The sequence below is a fragment of the Halapricum salinum genome (assembly GCF_004799665.1).
In the GTDB taxonomy this organism is placed as follows: Archaea; Halobacteriota; Halobacteria; order Halobacteriales; family Haloarculaceae; genus Halapricum; species Halapricum salinum.
In genome coordinates this window covers 760,113-776,116 of sequence record NZ_CP031310.1, presented here as the reverse complement: position 1 = coordinate 776,116, position 16,004 = coordinate 760,113, and the positions used below count along the sequence as shown (strand labels likewise).

The window sequence follows — 16,004 nt, the reverse complement described above, 5'->3', positions numbered from 1 at the left end:
CACGGAACGGTGCCATCGGACCGGTAAATCGCTACAGCAACCACTATGACGAACACTTAACAATCACGTCGTCGAATTCGCGCTCGTCTGGGGGGACAGATGCTTTCGAAACTCAAGCAGTTCGCCGATCGACTCCGGGGTGGGGCCTCGGAGCAATCCGACGGACGACAGACGCACACAGCACAGTTCGACGATCAAGCGGCGCGGCTCGATCACGCGCGCTCGCTCGCCGACGCGGACCACCACGCCCGGGCCGCCCACCATCTCCAGCAGGTGCTCGACGAACGGCCCGAGGACGCCGTCGTCCACCGGGAGTACGCCGACGTGCTCGCGGCGGCGGGCTATCACGAGAGCGCGGCCTGCCACTACGAACGGGCGCTCGACCTCGAACCCGACGCCACCGTCCACGAGGAGTTCGCTGCGTTGCTGGCCGAGAAAGGCGAGACGCGCAAGGCAGCTCATCACCACGAGCAGGCACGCTCCCGACGAGCCGGGTGACCGGCCGTGACGTCGTGGGATGGGGTCGAGACGCACACTTTTTGAGCCCCGCGCTCGCAGGATCGACTATGTTCACACCACTCGCAGAATCGGCGGTCTCCGTCAACGAACCGCTGGTCAACCTCGCCGGCCTCGTCGTCGGCGTCGGCGGCCTCGCGCTGACGGTCGGCTGGCTCGCGTATCTCTACCGGGACTGATCGTCGACATCCGTCGACTGCTCTGGTGGTTCGACCCGCTGTTCGAGCCACTGCGCAGCGGTCGTGACCGCCTCTTCTGCAGGCCCCGACACTTTCACACGGACGTGCTCGCCCGGGTAGACGCCGACGGTGACGTCGAAGCGCTCGCGGAGCTGTTCGATCCGATCAAGCAGGGCGCTCTCCGGTTCGGCGGCGGCGACGGTTCGGGTGTGCTGGATCGTCCCGCTGAACTGTGCCTCGATCTCGCCGAACATCCCCCGCATCTCCTCGGGGACGCCCGGCAGGACGTAGATATTCTCGACGTGACAGCCAGGCGCGACTCCCACAGGGTTGGGAATGAACTCCCCGCCAGCGGGAATGTTCGCCGTGCCCGCTGTCAGATCCGCCCGAGCGTACCCGCGGTGGGACTCGATGTATTCCAGGGCTGGCTCGCTCTGGGCGAGCTCCTGCCCGACCGCGGCGGCGACGCCGTCCATGGTCACGTCGTCGTGGGTCGGCCCGATCCCGCCGGTGACGAGCACGGCGTCGTATTCGGCGTGATACTCGTTGACCACGGCGGCGATGTCGCTGACGCGGTCGGGAACGGCCGTGACTCGCTCGACGGTGACCCCGCGGTCGGTCAACTGACGGGCCAGCCAGGCGGCGTTGGTGTTGACGGTGTCGCCGGCCAGCAGTTCGTCGCCGACGGTCACCAGCGCGACGCGCATACCTTCTGTAAGTGGACGGCCGTCAAAGGCGTGACGACCGGGCTGGCGGACCAGTGCCTCATTTCATTCCCGGCGGTGGGCCCTGATCTCGTGGATCGTCGTCTTCGTCTTCGACGTCGAGTCCGACCTCCTCGCGGCGTTTCTCCAGGTCGCGGATCTGTCGCCAGTAGTAGACACTCCCACCGATCGCCACGATCAGCAGGATACCGAAGATCCCCCCGAAGATGAGTAGATCCCGGTCGAGGTAGTACTCGACGACGAGCGTGTCACCGTCGACCTCGTCCCAGGTCAGGTGGACCTGTCCGTCGATCACTTCACGTTCGTAGCCCCCGGGAACGACGTGTGAGAGGATCGGAATGCCGACGTCGGTGTTCGGCGGGAGGACGACTTCGTAACTGCCGCCGACGAACGTCGGTGTCCGGAAGTTCTTGCCCGACTGCTCGACGGTGAACGCGACCTGCCCGGTCCGATTCGGCGGGGTCAGGCGGACGCGCTCGTCGTTGCTATCGACCTCGAACGCCGTCGCGTTGACGACTGTCCCGTTGGGATAGCGGAACTGTACCGCCCGGATCGAGATCGACTCGCGGTTGTTGAAGGTGTCTCGCTGGTAGATCGAGAGCCCAGACCGGTTGTCCAGTCGATAGACAGACGCGTAGGAGTTGCCCGAGAGGTAGATGGTCGCGTTGGCGCTCGTGTCCCAGTCGTAGGTCGCGTTCTCGTTCAACTGCTCGTCGGACGGCCCGCTCCCGCCGAGACAGCCCGTGAGCACGACCAGCGCGCCGAGTCCGAACAGGACGAGATACCGACGGTTCATAGTGGCTCCTCTCCGTAGACTTTGGACCGACTGCACGAACTCGCACAGTCGTACCGACACATCGGTACAGCAACCACTATCATGGAACGACTGCGAGCAACTCCGCCGAGAGATACGAGCCGATCGAGGACAGCAGCCCCGGCGGATCGGTCCCTTCCTTGCAGACGATACTCTGTTCGAGCAGGCCGAGTCGCTCGACGGTGACGATGTCCTGGGCGTGGCCGGCCCGGTTGACCGTCGCTCGAACCTCCGCCCGCGTCGCACTGTTGACGTTGACGCGCCCCGTCCCACGGGTCCACTCGAACAGCCGGTCACGCTCTTCGTCCGCGAGTCGCGCCGGGCCGTCTTCCTGAGGGACGAACCGCAGCGGCAGGTGCTGGACGAGGCCGAACCGGGTTCGGATCTGCTCGGGTGACCCCGGACCGAGGCCGATCTCCGCGCTCGGAATCTGCACGGTTTGACCAGCGTCCAGGTAGAAGCCGTCGTCGTCCCAGCGTTCGAGGGTTCCGACGTGGACCTCCCCGGCCGTGAGGTGGGGCGTAATCTCGCCGAACTCCTCGCGCAGGAGATTTCGAGCGATCGTCTCGTCGGGGCCTTCGACCGGCACCGTCGGAAAATCGTCGTCACGAACGCCGACGTCGTAGGTCACGTCCAGATCGCCCAGCAGGTTCTGGACTTGCGAGCGCAGCGAGTCCATCGTCCGCTCGCGGGCGTCGCCGGCGACGTAACACTTGGTAGCGAGGACGACCATCAGGCCTCGATGTCGTTTTCCACGTTGAGTTCGTCGCGCAGTGCTTCGATTCGGTCTTCCATCGCGTCGACGAGCATCGTGTTCTCCATGGCCTCCAGCTGGGAGCCACAGTCCGGACACTCGAAGCCGAAGTCCATGGCCTCGCCGAACTCGAAGCGGATCCCGCAGTTCTCACAGAGGTAGAACTCGTGATTGTACTCGTAGTCCTGGCGCTGTTCGAGCGCGTCCAGCAGGCGATACATCTCCTCTTCGAGTTGCTCGGGGATGTTCTCGTACTCGAAGGTCCAGAGATAGGTCAGCCAGCCCGAATCCTCGTCGCGCAGCCGGCGATAGCTCGCCAGGTCGTTCTCGTAGAGGATGAACAACGCACGCCGCACGTCGTTGAGTTCGAGGCCGAGTTCTTCGGCGAGTTCTTCGTCCGTCACTTCGCCGTCCGGCGGCGCGGCGGCGACGGGCATCCCTTTCGGTCCGACGAGTTCGTGGAGGTACTTCTGTATGACGGGGTCCTCCAGGAGATCCTCAAAAGCCATTGTCCGTACTTGGGCCTGTAAGGCGGTTAAGTCTTTAGCTTTGTCCCGCGTGACTCTCACGGACGTTCGACACTCCGAGCGGCGAAGCCGCGAGGGGGCGAGCCGATCGTGTGCTCTATTCGTCCTCGGGGGCTGGCTCGTCTCCGAGCACTCGCTTCGCCGCGTAGGCCGCCCCGCCAGCGGTCCCGACTGCTGCCGAGACGACGCCGAATCCGGGCCCGAACCCGCTTCCAGTGTCGTCCGAACCGCCGTCGCCGTCTCCGCTTTCGGTAGTCGGCTCGTCAGTCGTTGGCTCGTCGGTGGTTGGCTCTTCTGTCGGCATCGTCGTGGTCGTCGTCTCGACTTCGACGGTCACCTCGACGGTCGCAGTCGCGGTCTTGCCCTGCCCGTCTTCGACCGTGAGTTCGAAGGTCAGCGTCGACGTGCTGTCGAGGTCCGGCGCTGTGAACGACGGACTCGCAGCGGTCGAATCACTGAGTTCGACGTCGGGGCCGCCGGTCTGGGACCACTCGTAGGTCAGTGAACCCCCCTCGGGATCGCTCGACCCGCTGCCGTCGAGCGTCACCGAGTCGCCGGGACTGGCGGTCACGCTCTCGCCGGCGTCGGCGGTCGGTGCCGCGTTGAACTGGACGGTGACACTCGCCGAGGCGGTGGCGGCGTTTCCGTCGGGATCGCTCACCTCGACCTCGAACTCCATGGTCGTCTCCGCGTCGACTTCTGGCGCGGTGAACGTCGCCTGGGCTGAACTGGCGTTCGAGAGGCTGACCTCCGGGCCGCTGGTCTGGGTCCACTGGAACGAAAGGGTCTGGCCGTCCGGGTCTGTCGCGTCCGAGGCGTCCAGGGTGACTTCTTCGCCACCGTAGACCGAACCGGGATCGGCCGTCGCAGCCGCCGTCGGCGGACTTCCACTGCTCGGAGCCTCCCCGGAGACGAGATTCGCGACCGGCACCAGCGGGATGACCGGCGGCGAGCCGGCGGAGTAACTCAGCGCCTCCTGCTGATCGAGGACACTGTCGGGCGCGACGAGATCCATCACTCTGGGAGCACTGTCGATTGCGTCTTCGTTGACCCCGCCGATCGTCCAGTCGCTGGCTTCCGCAGCTAGGTTCTGTCTGATCCCACCAACTCCTCCGGACCCATCCTGGCTGAACACGAGGATGGCGACTTTGAGCTCGGAGACATCGTCGGTCTCGAAGGGACCTTTTGGGACGGGGACGGTGACAGTGTTCTCGCTCGTGTTGCCCGAGGAGGAGACGTCCCCGCCGACGCTGTTGCCTTCGGCGTCTTCGAATGCCTCGCCGAATCCAGTGACGTGCCGGCGGTAGTGGTAGGGCTCTTCGAACGTCGATACGGCCCCTTCTCGGGCTTCGGTCGTCGCTGGCGCGTCGTCGGGCGCGTTCGGGTCGTGGAAGTACAACTGGAACGCCTGCACGCTGAATCCACTGCTCGATCCGAAGGAGTTGGGCACGGTCCCCATCTGGAAGGTAAACTCCCACGCGCTGTCCGTGCTCACGATGTCGACTCCCGTCACGTCGAAACACCCCACTGGAAGCTGGTCTGTCGTCGGATAGGTGTACGTCCCAGGGCCGTAGTCGTCGCCCTCCGGGTCAGAGATCGTCTGTGACTCCTGGGCGCTCGCCGGCACCGCGCCGACGGTCGAAATCGCACTGATCGCTGCCACGCTGGTGAGGTACTGTCGCCGTTTCATGAGTGCATCCCACACAGATAGATGGTATAAATATCACGGTTAATGAATGGGGTGCGCTACCCTGCTCTGCTGCCGATCTCAGCTGTCTTCGGACCCGCCCGCGTCGTCGAGCAGCGAGCGGGCACCGTAGGCGAGTCCACCGGCCGTTCCGAGCGCGCCCGAAGCGGCACCGAAGCCGGGCCCGAACCCGCTGCCGGTGTCGCCGCCGTCGTCGGTCTCCGTGCCGCCGTCACCGCTTCCGCGGACGGTGATCGCGACGGTGTCGGTCACGGTCTTGCCCTGGCCGTCCGCGACCGTGAGTTCGAACGTCAGCGTCGTCTCTCCGTCGACGTCGGGTGCGGTGAAGGCCGCGCCCGAGGTCTCGGCGTTCGAGAGGTCGACGCTCGGACCGCCGGTCTGTTCCCACTGGAAGGACAGGGTTCCGCCGTTGGGATCGTTCGAGGCCGCTCCGTCCAGCAGGACTGGGTCGCCCGGCGAGACCGTCTGAGCACCGTTCGTCTGGACGACCGGTGCGGCGTTGGCGGACTGCGGTTCGACGGTCACGGTCGTCGAGGAGGTGGCGCTGTTGCCGTCGGGGTCGGTCGCCGTGAGTTCGAACGTGAAGTCCGTCGACTCTTCGACCTCGGGCGCCGTGAACGTCGGCTGGGCCGCCGTCGCGTTCGAGAGTTCGACGCTGGGGCCGCCAGTTTGCGCCCACTCGAAGTCGAGGTCCTGGTCCTGAGGATCGCTCGACCCCGTAGCCGAGAGCGTCACTTCGGTCGTCGCGAACGCGGTGCCGGGGGCTTCCGCCAGCGCGACCGGCTTGCCGGGATTCGTCTGTGCTTCGGGGACGAACGGCAGGCGGGCCTGACTCTCGGCGGAGAACGCGAGCGCCTCGGACTGGGGAACGTCCTCGGGCGTGATCATGTCGATCACGTTGGGGTTCATGCTGTCCGAGCGGCCGCCGCCGAAGCGCCACTCGCCGGCCTCGGCGTTGACGGCCCTGAGCTTGCCAGTGCCGTAGTTGTCGTGAGCGAGACACAGCGGCGCGAAGCGCATCTCACTCAGGTCGCCCTCGAAGGCGTCTGCGGGCACGTCGAAAGCGATGGCCTGCAGGTCGGAATGTCCCTGCGCGGCGACGTCCTGGGTGATCGCAGAGCCGTCCGCGGATTCGACGACGCGCCGGCTGTAGCCGTTGACCGCGATGCGGTAGTGGTAGGGCTGTGTGAACTTCGCGTTGACTCCCTCGCGGGCTTCGGTCGAGCTCGCGACTCCACTGCCGGCCGCGGGGTCCCGGATGTAGACCTGCAGGTCGTACAGCGAGAAGCCGTCGGCGCCGGCCCACGGGTTGGTCAACTCGCTGTTGAGGTAGTAGACGAACCGGTAGCGGTCGTTCACTTCGTAGAGTTCGACCGATCGGATGTCGTAGGTCCCCTCCGGGACCTGCTCGCTGGTCGGGTAGGTGTAGCTACCGGGACCGTGGTCGTCGCCGGACGGGTCGTCCCACGCGTGGACGAGCGTCCCGGAGAATCCGGCAAGCGAGAGATACGGGATCGACTGCCCGTCAGCGAGCACGTCGCTCTGGGAAACTCCCTCCGGCGTCACCATGTCGACGACTGCGGGGTCCTCGCCCGTCGAGCCGCCGCCGAAGCTCGTCTCCGTCGCCTCCGGCGCGACCTGCATGACGCGGCCGGGAGCCTCGGGGTCGAAGCCGAAGACCAGCGGCGCGACCGACGCGCTGTCGATCTCGCCGCCGAGTGCCTCTCGCGGGACGGTGACTGTGATCGCGTTCAGCGCCTGATACGCCCCGACCGAGACGTCCTCGGTCACGACCTCGCCAGCGCCGTCCTCGACGACGCTCTCGCCCTCGTAGCCCTCGACTCTGATCCGATGGGTGTACGGCGACTCGAAGGCGACGTTCGTCCCCGCACGGCCCTCGGTCGCCGTCGGGGCCTCGGCTGCGGGATTGTCGAGATACACCTGCAGGTGGTGGAACGAGAAGCCGTGCTGGCCGGTCCAGGGATTAGAGATGTCGTCGGCGAAGTGGTAAGTGAACCGGTAGCGATCACCGTCTTCGCGGATGTCGAACGCCTCGACGTCCAGTTCGCCCTGCGTCAGTTCCTCGTCGGTCGGGTAGGTGTAACTGCCGGGGCCGTGGTCGTCGCCGGTTGCGTCGTCCCACTGCTCGACGAGTTCGCCGTCGAAGGGATCCGCGAGGACGACGTAGGGGATCTCGGCCAGGTCGTCGCCGGGGTCGAGCGCTTCGGACTGACTCCGGTCGTCGGGCGTCGCCAGGTCGATCACCTGCGGGGAGTTCTCGCCGCCACCGCCGAACTGACGGTCGCCCGCGGACTCGCCGACGCGAGCGACCTTGCCGGGGGCGTCGGGGTCGTACCCGAGCACGAGCGGCGCGAGTTCCTTGTCGCTCAGGCCGCCGGGGATGGCGTGGTTCGGGATATCGAGCCGGATCGAGTTCGTCGACGGGCTGGCGAACAGCGAGCCGCCGGCGAGGAGTTCGCCGTCGGCTGTCTCGACGCGGACGCCGTCGCCCTCGTTACCGACGATCCGGTACTGGTAGTTCTCCGTCAGCAGTGCGTCCAGCCCCTCGCGAGCCTGTTCCCAGCCGTCGGGGTCGGTCGGGTCGCGGACGTAGATCTGGAAGTGCTGGCCCGCGAGCCCGTCGTCCAGCCTGACGGGGCCGTCGACCGTGAACCGAAGCTGGTAGCTCGTCTCGCTCTCGTAGAGGTCTACTCCTGTGAGGTCGAACGCGCCCTCGGGGTAGGCACTGGCATAGGTGTACGATCCGGGACCGTGGTCGTCGCCGGTCTCGTCGTCGATACCGGCGACGTGGCTCCCCAGCCCCGACAGCGACGGCGTCTCCAGCACGGCCACGGAGTCGACTGCGACGTGAGTTCGCCCGTCATCGCTGTCGACGCCGACGTCCGCGCCCGAGACGAGGTCGGTCGTCGAGACCGGGCCGCGCAGCGCGACTTCTTCGGTGCCGTCGGCGAAGTTGAGCACGACGACGACTTTCTGGGCGCCGGCGTCGCGGCCGTAGGCGACGACCTGCTCGCTGTCGCTCTCGTAGTAGGCGCCGACGAGTTCGGACCCGTCTCTGAGTGCCGGGACGTCCTTCCGTGCGGTCACGAGGTCCTTGTAGAACGCCAGGTGCTCGGCGTCGTACTCCTCCCAGTTCATGAACGAGCGGAAGTGACCGCGCTCTTCGATGCGCGGCTCGCTGTACTCGGTGATCGCTCGTTCCTGGCCGTAGTAGAGCATCGGCATCCCGGGGAGCGTGAACGTCGCGCCGGCGGCCGCGCGCTCGGCCGGCTTCGGGGCCTCGTCGAGATACCGCGTCATGTCGTGGTTCTCGACGTACTGCAGGAAGACGGAGTGGTCGGGGACGCCGCGGTTCTTGCGCTCGCTGACCGCGTCCAGCAACTCTTCGGCGTCGACGCCGCCCTTCCCGATCGAGCGGACGCGCTCGGTGAGGACCTCGTCGAAGTGCATGTCGAACTCGCCCTCGCTGAAGCGCGGACCGTACGGAATCGCTTCGTCGAGCAGGAAGACGTCGCTGTCTTTGGCGCGGACCAATTGCCGGACTTCCTTCCAGAAGTCGTGGGTGACGCCGTAGGCGATGTCACACCGGAAGCCGTCGACGATGTCGGCCCAGTAGTCGACGACGCTGAGGACGTGCTCGCGCATCGCGACGTCCTGGTAGTTGATGTTCATCAGGTCGGTCCACCCGAAGTAGTTGTTCGGTGTGCCGTCTGCGAGGCGTTCGTACCACTCGTAGTACTTCGAGGACTCGCCGTTCGCGTCGGCGTCGGCGAAGAAGGGGTGCTGGGCGTCGGTGTGGTTGATCACGAGGTCGAAACACACCTTGATGTCCTGGGCGTGGCAGGCATCGATGAACGCCTCGTAGGCCTCGACGCTGCCCAGCGCGTCGGTCGTCTGGAAGTAGTTCGTCGTGTCGTAGCCGTGCGGGCCGCCGGGCGGGTTGTCCTCCTGGTGGCTGGTCGCCTCGACGATCGGCGTCAGCCAGACGATGTCCACGCCCAGGTCGGCGAGGTAGTCGACCCTGTCCTGGAGGTACTGGAAGTCAACTTCGCCGGCCTCGGAGCCGAACGACCGAGCGAAGATCAGGTACATCACCGAGTCGTGGATCCACTCCGGGGGCGTGTCCGGCCGCGTGGCCTCGCCCGCGTCGGCGTCGAGTTCGACCGTCCCGAGGATCCCGGGCTGGTCGTCGGCCGCGACGACGTGGACGCGAGCCGTGCCGTCGATCGCACTCTCTGGAACTCGGGCGGTCGCGCCCTCGATCGTGAGGTCGCTCTCGCTCACGCCATCCCGGTCGTCGACGAGGAACTCGACGTCCAGTGCTTCGGGAGCGGTGTCGCTCTCCGGTGCCGGCGAGGCGTTGGCTTCGAGGACGAACTCGCCGTCCTCGAGTGTGGCGACGGGGTCGACTCGCGGCGGGCCGGCCGCGCCGTCGGCGGGGTCGGGGAACACGCGGACTGTCAATCGATGGGTGCCGTCCGGCGCGTCCAGCTCCAGCGTGTACGTCCCGGGCACGTCGGGGTCGAACTCCACGGTGTTCGTCCCGTAGTCGTACTCCTCGTCTCTGGAGTGAAATTGCGAGACGTCGCTGTCGGCTGGCGTGTCGACGACGCGCCAGGTGAACGCATCAGCGCCGTAATTGGCCGGGTCGCGCTCGGGGTCGGGGATCCGCGGCGCGAGTGCGCTCCGGCCGTCCGGTGCGCCGTCGCCCTTGTAGTCGGGGGTGAGCGGATCGACGAGTCGCTCGCCAGCGTGCATGACACGCGGCGGGCCCGGGTGGTGGCTGTCGCCGACCGATCGGGTCGTTGCCAGTGACTGTGCGCCTTCTGTAACTGTGGACATGGCCGAAAACGTGCCGAGGGTGGCCATGCCGCCGAGGTACTGTCGTCGTTTCATTCCCTGTTAGGGCTTCGTGCAGTGGCTGGTTTCGGAGCGGCACCGAGAACCAACGGGTGCTGCATCGTGTTCCCGTCTCTCACGAGGACCCAAATAAAAGTGTCCATCTATAATTACAATCGGTCGCGGATCGAAACAGGATTATCCCCCTATTCGTCGCTGAGGCGTCGCTTCAGTGTGTATACCGCACCGCCTGCGATACCGAGCATGCCGAGGAGGCTGCCGAATCCTGGCCCGGAGCCGCTTCCGGTGGTTGCCTCACCGGGATCGGCTAGCGGGGCGGTGTCGTCCGGATTCGGCGGCGTCTTCGAGTTGTCGATCGGGTCTTTGGTCACGGCGTTTCCGCCGCCGCGTTCAGTCGTCTTCTGTGGCCTGGCTGTCGTCTCTGGTGGGGTGGACGGCACGGTCGTCGTCTCGGTTCTCGTGCCACGAACGGTGACGAGGACGGTCCTGGTGTCGACTTTCCCCTGGCCGTCGCTGACGGCGAGCGTAAACTCCAGCGTGGCGTCTTCGTCTACGTCGGGAGCGGTGAAGGCTGCACCGGAACTGTCGGCGGCGGACAGGTCGACGGTGGGTTCGCCGCCGGTCTGTTCCCACTGGAAGGCCAGCTCACCGCCGTTCGGATCCTCCGAGGGTGCACCGTCCAACAGAACGACCTCGCCGGGGTCGACTGCCCGGTCGCCGACTACTACTCGGGCGACCGGAGCGGGGTTCTCGGATTGTGGTCGGATCACCGCGGCAGTGGTCGCAGTCCCCGAAACGCCGTCCTCGTTGGTCACCGTCACTCTGAACTCCACGCGCGTCTCCGAGTCGACCCGCGGAGCGGTAACCGTCGCCCGTGGCGACGTGGCGTTGCTCAACTCCGCGCTCGGCCCCATCGTCTGTTCCCACTGGAAGGACAACTCCTGTCCGCTCGGGTCAGTGGAGTCAGACGCGTCGAGTCGTCCCTCCGTTCCGCCGAACAGCGTCGGTCCCGGCGACGCAACCGCGCGAACTCTGTCGGGCGGTTCGCCCGTGACTAGCGATTCGACCGAATACAGCGGAATCGTCGGCGAGGACCCGGCATCGTACTCCGAGAGGAGGCGTTGCTGATCGAGCACTGTCTCCGGCCCGACGAGATCGACGATCCGTGGTGCAGTCTCGGCTGTCCCCTCTTTGATACCGCCGAACGTCCAGTCGCCGGCTTCTTCGCCGAACGCCTGACGGACGTCACCGGTCCCGAAGCTATCCTGACTCAACACGAGAAATGCGGCTTTCATCCGCTCGATATCGTCGGTCTCGAACGCTGATTTGGGTACGCGAAAGCCGATCGTATCTGCTTGCTGGTCGACCGAGGTTTCGATACCGTCGACGAGCAGCTCGTTGTCCGCGCTCTCGACGGCTTTCTGTCCATCGGCGCCGTGAACGATCACGCGGTAGTGGTAGCCGTTCTGGAAGGTCGAGGTCAGTCCAGCCCGTGCTGTGATCGACTGTGGAACGTCGCTCGGGGCGTCGGGGTCACGGAGATACAGCTGGAACGCCTGGACGCTGAACCCCTCGTCGCCGCCCCACGGGTTCGTGACGGGACCGTTCATATGGACAGTCCACTCCCAGTGGGTCGTCGTATCCGTGATGACGACTTCTGAGACGTCGTAACATCCGTCCGGGAACGCATCCTCTGTTGGATAGGTGTAGGTCCCGGGTCCGTCGTCGTCACCGTCCGGGTCGGCGATCGTCAGATCGCTCGCCATCGATCCGGTCGACGCTGTCGTGACCGACGTGGTCGCCGGCCCCAGTATCGAACCGGCTGCAACAGCTCCGAGATACTGCCGTCGATTCATGCTTCTGTCAACTACCTGTAGAACGTAAAACCATCCGTTCTCTACTTGGCCGCAGGCGCAGGTTGGACGTCGATTTCGACTCCTACTCCCGTGGACTGGACTGTTCTTCCTCGTCGAGCTTGGCTTCGATCTCTCGTCGCCAGGCTTCGTCGTCGCCGCTCCGCGTCGGGCCGGCCTGTTGGCGACTCGTCTCGCGCTGGGGGTTCTGCGGTTGGTCGTTCGTCCTCCCGAGCGGGTCCTCAGTTTCGGGTTCGTCGAACGGATCGTCTCGCTCGTCGAACGGGTCGGTGTCGCCCCCGAGTGGGTCCGACTGGGCGTCGTTCGACTCCGCGTCAGACTGGTCGTCCGAGGTCGTCTCGTCGGATCGGGACTCGGTGGCCTCAGGTTCGAGCGACCCCACCGCACTCGGACCGGGCGACGAGCGTTCGACACCGACTCGGACGGCGTCGGCGACGGCCACGAATCCGACGACGAACAGCCCAGTCGCGAAGACCAGCACGCCCAGCGCCGACAGACCGATCGCGGCTGCGACGAGAGCGTAACTGGCGTTCCCCGTCCCCGAGAGCGTCCCCAGGACGTCGACGCGCGTCGAGAGTACGACCCCGCCGGCGAGTAGTCCACCGCCGAGGATCGTCGTCGCAAGCAAGTAGCCGAACAGTCGCACTCCGTATCGAACCGACTCACGTACAGAGAGGGCAGCCATGCGTGTGACGTCGGAAGTAAGTGGCAAGTACCTTGTGCCTCTCGCTGGCCCACTTCTACCGACGCCGCTGGACGAGCGTCCCCGGCTGCTCGCCCGCGAGAAACGCCGCCAGATCCGCCGGCCCGAAGATCGACGCCGGCGTGTCGAGGTCGAGCAACTCCCGCACCTTCGCGGCCATCCCGCCGGTGACGTCGGTCGCGTCACTGGCTCCGAGCGCGTCCGCGACCGCCTCGAAGCGCTCGATCCGATCGATCACCTCGTCGGCGTCGAGCACGCCCGGGACAGTCGAACAGAGTCCCACGCGGTCGGCTGCGAGTTGCCTCGCGAGCAGCGTCACGATCTCGTCGCCGCTGAGGACGGTCGCCCCCTCGTTCGACTGTGCGATCACGTCACCGTGGAGCACGGGGACGAACTCCTCCGCGAGCATCGTCTCGACCTGTTCGCTGGGGAGTGTCGTCTCCCCCGCGGAATCGCGGTGGGCTGTCGAGAGTGGATGGACCGGCAGTGCCGGAACGTCTCGGTCCTGTAAGGCTCCGACGACAGCGTCGTTCAGCTCCCGCATCGCGTCGTGAATCGCCAGAACCCCCTCGACGTCGTGGGTTCCCTCGGTGTCGGTGACGCCGTGGGCCGCGGCGTGGTGGTGGCCGAAACTGCCGCCGCCGTGGACGACGACCAGTCCGTCGCTGTCGGCCGTGCCAACTGCGTCGGAACCGCCGGTCGTGTCAGCGGCCGCGATTGCCGCTGCAGCGTCGTCGAGGGCCTCGCGGTCGACGGTTTCCGGTTCGGACTTGTCGGTGACGACGCTCCCGCCGAGTTTGAGGACTGTCGTCACGACTCCACCCGGACGCCGTCGGTGTCCAGTTCGGCCCGGAAGGTCGCTTCACAGCCCGGCGTGTACCGCAGCGCCGTCTCGGTGCCCTCCGTGGGGTCGAGCGCGACGATACAGCCACCGCCGCCCGCACCAGTGAGTTTCGCGCCGAGAGCGTCGCCTTCCCGGGCGGCCCAGACCATCGCGTCCAGCGACCGCGAGGAGACGCCCAGCGCCGAGAGCAGGCCGTGATTGAAGTTCATCAGCTCGCCCAGCTCGTCGAGGTCGTCGGCTTCGAGGGCCGCCTCGCCCTCGCGGACGATATCGCCGATCGCCTCGACGGTGTCGGCGGCGAAGCCGTATTCCTCTCTGAGGTCTCGGACACCTGCGACGAGCTTGCCCGTATCGCCCGAGCCACCGTCGTAGCCGACGACGAACGGCAGATTCGGGACGTCGGGGATCTGCCGGCAGTCGTCGCCTTCGACCCTGACAGCGCCGCCCATCGCCGAGCAGAACGTGTCCGCCCGTGAGGCCTGGCCGTCCTGGACCTCGTACTCGACCCGGTAGGCGCGATCGGCGATCTCGCGGGGGTCGAGTTCGACGCCCAGTTCGCGCGTCGCGGCGTCGATCGCGGCGTTGACGACGGCTGCAGACGAACCCAGCCCGGCCCCGAGTGGAATCGCACTCTGGACGGTGACGTCGAAGCCGACGTCCTGCGCGCCGGCTGCGTCGCGGGCTTGCTCGATCGCCTGATTGACGTAGCCCATCCCCTCTTCGAGCAGGGGTTCTGCGACGTCGATATCTGGCGTGTCGGCGACGCTGCCGTCGTACTCGACAGTGAATCCGTCCAGTGTGAGATCCGTCGCGTTGACCCGGAGCTTGTCGTCGTCGCGCTGTTCGGCGGTGACACGCGCCCGGCGCTCGATCGCACACGGGACCGCGGGCTCGCCGTAGACGACCGCGTGTTCCCCGAAGAGATACACCTTTCCGGGGGCGCTCGATGTGACCATGCCCGTCGTTGCAGGCCCGAACGCAAAGTGTGTTGCGTGTTTCTCTCCCAGTCGCTACAAGCGAGATTCTTCCCGTCGGTCAGAATCTCGTGTCCCCGGCAGTTCGACCTCGTCGGGCGCTGGCATCCAGAAGTAGTCGAACGTCGCCCCGAGCGACAGCGGAAGCGCGATCGTCAGGAGGAGGACGGCGGCTGGCGATCCGAGGTTCGCGCCCAGACTCAAGACCCCACTGAGGATCAGTGTCAGCCCGAGCAACACGACGGGGCCGAGCAACAGCACGTAGATCGCGCTGCCCCAGGCAGTGTGGAGACGAACCCGGAAAAACCGCGTCAGGAGCGCCGCGACGGCGCTGTTGACCAGGAGAATGACCACGAGTCCAATGGCGTCGGCCGCACTGACCATACTCGTCCTTTGTCCCGGAGGTTCTTTGCCATGTCGCTCACGTGCGGGTCAGACAGGGCCGCGAACTACTCCAGACAGATGTACGTCCGCGTGTCTGCGACCCCACCCATGTTCCTGATCCCGGTCGCGACCGACTGCATCACGTCGTAGACCTCTTGTCCGACTGCCTCGACGATGATGTCGTACTTACCAGCGACGATATGTGCCTCCTCGACTCCGTCTTCGTCTCGAATCGCCGACAGTAATTCCTCGGACTTCCCTGCGGCCGTCTTGACCATGATAAATGCCCGCACCATCGTGTCGCATGATACAACACCGCACGGCAAGTAGTTTGCGACCGTCGGCGGGGCGAACACACGACCCGCGGCCCTCGCTTCGCTCGGAGTCTCGCTATCCCGTGGATACATTTATCCCTCGGGTAGTCATACGGTAGCACATGCGATTCGTTATCGTGGGCGCGGGACGTGTCGGGCTCAGGACGGCCCGTGCATTGCGGGAGAGTGGTCACGACGTGGTCGTCGTCGAGCGGGACGAACAGAAGGTCGAGCGCGCACGGACGGCCGAGTTCGAGGTCGTCGAAGGCGACGGATCGCTGGAGGCGACACTGCTCGAAGCCGGTGTCGACGACGCGGACGCGCTCGGTGCGCTCACGGGCGATCTCAACACGAACTTCGTGGCCTGTCTGGTCGCCAACCACTACGGCTGCCGGACCGTCTTGCGCATCGACGAGGACTACCGCGAGGAGATTTACCGCAAGTACGCCGACGGCGTCGACGAGGTTATCTACCCCGAGCGACTGGGCGCGATCGCCGCGAAAAACGCCCTCCTGGGCGGGAACATCCGGGCGATCGCCGACATCGCCCACGACGTCCAGCTCGTCGAATTTACGATCACCGACGCCTCGCCCGTCCGCGGCTACAGCATCAGCGAACTCGAACTCCCCGCGAACTCGCGACTGCTCGCGTTCGGGAAAGACGACGAAGCCCTCGACATTCCGACAGACGACGTCTCCCTGGAGCACGGCGACCGACTGGTAATCGTCGCCGGGTTCGACGTGCTCGGTGACGTCCGGAGTATCGTCGTCGGTGAAACCGGCCGCGCGGCCGTCGGAGGTGCCTAAC

Annotated in this window: 15 protein-coding genes; 3 read left to right on the top strand and 12 right to left on the bottom strand. The window is 66.1% G+C overall.

Features of this window, described 5'->3' with window-relative positions; all coding sequences use genetic code 11:
• The first annotated feature begins 99 nt into the window (after positions 1–99).
• Entirely contained in the window at positions 100–498 is a 399-nt protein-coding gene (locus DV733_RS03790; protein WP_049993863.1) for a hypothetical protein, read from the top strand.
• Positions 499–566: 68 nt separating this feature from the next.
• Positions 567–695 carry a hypothetical protein gene (locus tag DV733_RS17600; RefSeq protein WP_257217572.1) on the top strand — a complete coding sequence of 43 codons (129 nt, stop codon included), beginning with the start codon at positions 567–569 and terminating at the stop codon, positions 693–695.
• Here the strand turns inward: DV733_RS17600 and DV733_RS03785 are convergent.
• The 12 genes from DV733_RS03785 to DV733_RS03730 all read right to left on the bottom strand — a co-directional run bounded on the left by DV733_RS03785 (position 683) and on the right by DV733_RS03730 (position 15,179).
• Positions 683–1,402, bottom strand: a complete 720-nt coding sequence (locus tag DV733_RS03785; RefSeq protein WP_049993862.1) for a competence/damage-inducible protein A — start codon at positions 1,400–1,402, stop codon at positions 683–685. The genes DV733_RS17600 and DV733_RS03785 overlap by 13 nt on opposite strands.
• Before the next feature lie 58 nt (positions 1,403–1,460).
• Positions 1,461–2,216 carry a DUF5803 family protein gene (locus DV733_RS03780; protein WP_049993861.1) on the bottom strand — a complete coding sequence of 252 codons (756 nt, stop codon included), beginning with the start codon at positions 2,214–2,216 and terminating at the stop codon, positions 1,461–1,463.
• 79 nt (positions 2,217–2,295) lie between these two features.
• Positions 2,296–2,967, bottom strand: a complete 672-nt coding sequence (locus DV733_RS03775) for a DUF2110 family protein (protein WP_049993860.1) — start codon at positions 2,965–2,967, stop codon at positions 2,296–2,298.
• A complete protein-coding gene (tfe, locus tag DV733_RS03770) occupies positions 2,967–3,497 on the bottom strand; it encodes a transcription factor E (RefSeq protein ID WP_049993859.1) in 531 nt (176 codons plus the stop codon). The genes DV733_RS03775 and tfe overlap by 1 nt, the downstream gene beginning before the upstream one ends.
• A 115-nt stretch (positions 3,498–3,612) precedes the next feature.
• The gene (locus DV733_RS03765) at positions 3,613–5,205 is read right to left on the bottom strand and encodes a glucodextranase DOMON-like domain-containing protein (RefSeq protein ID WP_049993858.1); all 1,593 of its coding nucleotides are present in this window, start codon (positions 5,203–5,205) and stop codon (positions 3,613–3,615) included.
• A gap of 78 nt (positions 5,206–5,283) precedes the next feature.
• Complete coding sequence (locus DV733_RS03760) at positions 5,284–10,086, bottom strand: glucodextranase DOMON-like domain-containing protein (protein WP_161569336.1); 4,803 nt, start codon at positions 10,084–10,086, stop codon at positions 5,284–5,286.
• Positions 10,087–10,289: 203 nt separating this feature from the next.
• Complete coding sequence (locus tag DV733_RS03755) at positions 10,290–11,960, bottom strand: glucodextranase DOMON-like domain-containing protein (protein ID WP_049993856.1); 1,671 nt, start codon at positions 11,958–11,960, stop codon at positions 10,290–10,292.
• 82 nt (positions 11,961–12,042) lie between these two features.
• Complete coding sequence (locus DV733_RS03750) at positions 12,043–12,663, bottom strand: hypothetical protein (protein ID WP_049993855.1); 621 nt, start codon at positions 12,661–12,663, stop codon at positions 12,043–12,045.
• A gap of 55 nt (positions 12,664–12,718) precedes the next feature.
• Positions 12,719–13,495, bottom strand: coding sequence for an isopentenyl phosphate kinase (locus DV733_RS03745; protein ID WP_049993854.1), 777 nt, complete (start codon positions 13,493–13,495; stop codon positions 12,719–12,721).
• Complete coding sequence (mvk, locus tag DV733_RS03740) at positions 13,492–14,481, bottom strand: mevalonate kinase (protein ID WP_049993853.1); 990 nt, start codon at positions 14,479–14,481, stop codon at positions 13,492–13,494. Before mvk ends, DV733_RS03745 begins: the two co-directional genes overlap by 4 nt.
• Positions 14,482–14,535: 54 nt before the next feature.
• Positions 14,536–14,883 carry a hypothetical protein gene (locus DV733_RS03735; protein WP_049993852.1) on the bottom strand — a complete coding sequence of 116 codons (348 nt, stop codon included), beginning with the start codon at positions 14,881–14,883 and terminating at the stop codon, positions 14,536–14,538.
• 65 nt (positions 14,884–14,948) lie between these two features.
• Positions 14,949–15,179: an Lrp/AsnC family transcriptional regulator gene (locus DV733_RS03730; protein ID WP_049993851.1), complete on the bottom strand. Its 231-nt coding sequence runs from the start codon at positions 15,177–15,179 to the stop codon at positions 14,949–14,951.
• 140 nt (positions 15,180–15,319) lie between these two features.
• Between DV733_RS03730 and DV733_RS03725 the strand changes: the two genes are divergently transcribed.
• On the top strand, positions 15,320–16,003 hold the full coding sequence (locus DV733_RS03725) for a potassium channel family protein (RefSeq protein WP_049993850.1): 684 nt from the start codon (positions 15,320–15,322) through the stop codon (positions 16,001–16,003).
• Position 16,004: the final 1 nt, after the last annotated feature.

Coding starts and splice junctions, on each gene's coding strand:
- DV733_RS03790 (WP_049993863.1), top strand. CDS start 100: ATGCTTTCGAAACTCAAGCAGTTCGCCGATCGACTCCGGGGTGGGGCC.
- DV733_RS17600 (WP_257217572.1), top strand. CDS start 567: ATGTTCACACCACTCGCAGAATCGGCGGTCTCCGTCAACGAACCGCTG.
- DV733_RS03785 (WP_049993862.1), bottom strand. CDS start 1,402: ATGCGCGTCGCGCTGGTGACCGTCGGCGACGAACTGCTGGCCGGCGAC.
- DV733_RS03780 (WP_049993861.1), bottom strand. CDS start 2,216: ATGAACCGTCGGTATCTCGTCCTGTTCGGACTCGGCGCGCTGGTCGTG.
- DV733_RS03775 (WP_049993860.1), bottom strand. CDS start 2,967: ATGGTCGTCCTCGCTACCAAGTGTTACGTCGCCGGCGACGCCCGCGAG.
- tfe (WP_049993859.1), bottom strand. CDS start 3,497: ATGGCTTTTGAGGATCTCCTGGAGGACCCCGTCATACAGAAGTACCTC.
- DV733_RS03765 (WP_049993858.1), bottom strand. CDS start 5,205: ATGAAACGGCGACAGTACCTCACCAGCGTGGCAGCGATCAGTGCGATT.
- DV733_RS03760 (WP_161569336.1), bottom strand. CDS start 10,086: ATGTCCACAGTTACAGAAGGCGCACAGTCACTGGCAACGACCCGATCG.
- DV733_RS03755 (WP_049993856.1), bottom strand. CDS start 11,960: ATGAATCGACGGCAGTATCTCGGAGCTGTTGCAGCCGGTTCGATACTG.
- DV733_RS03750 (WP_049993855.1), bottom strand. CDS start 12,663: ATGGCTGCCCTCTCTGTACGTGAGTCGGTTCGATACGGAGTGCGACTG.
- mvk (WP_049993853.1), bottom strand. CDS start 14,481: ATGGTCACATCGAGCGCCCCCGGAAAGGTGTATCTCTTCGGGGAACAC.
- DV733_RS03735 (WP_049993852.1), bottom strand. CDS start 14,883: ATGGTCAGTGCGGCCGACGCCATTGGACTCGTGGTCATTCTCCTGGTC.
- DV733_RS03730 (WP_049993851.1), bottom strand. CDS start 15,179: ATGGTGCGGGCATTTATCATGGTCAAGACGGCCGCAGGGAAGTCCGAG.
- DV733_RS03725 (WP_049993850.1), top strand. CDS start 15,320: ATGCGATTCGTTATCGTGGGCGCGGGACGTGTCGGGCTCAGGACGGCC.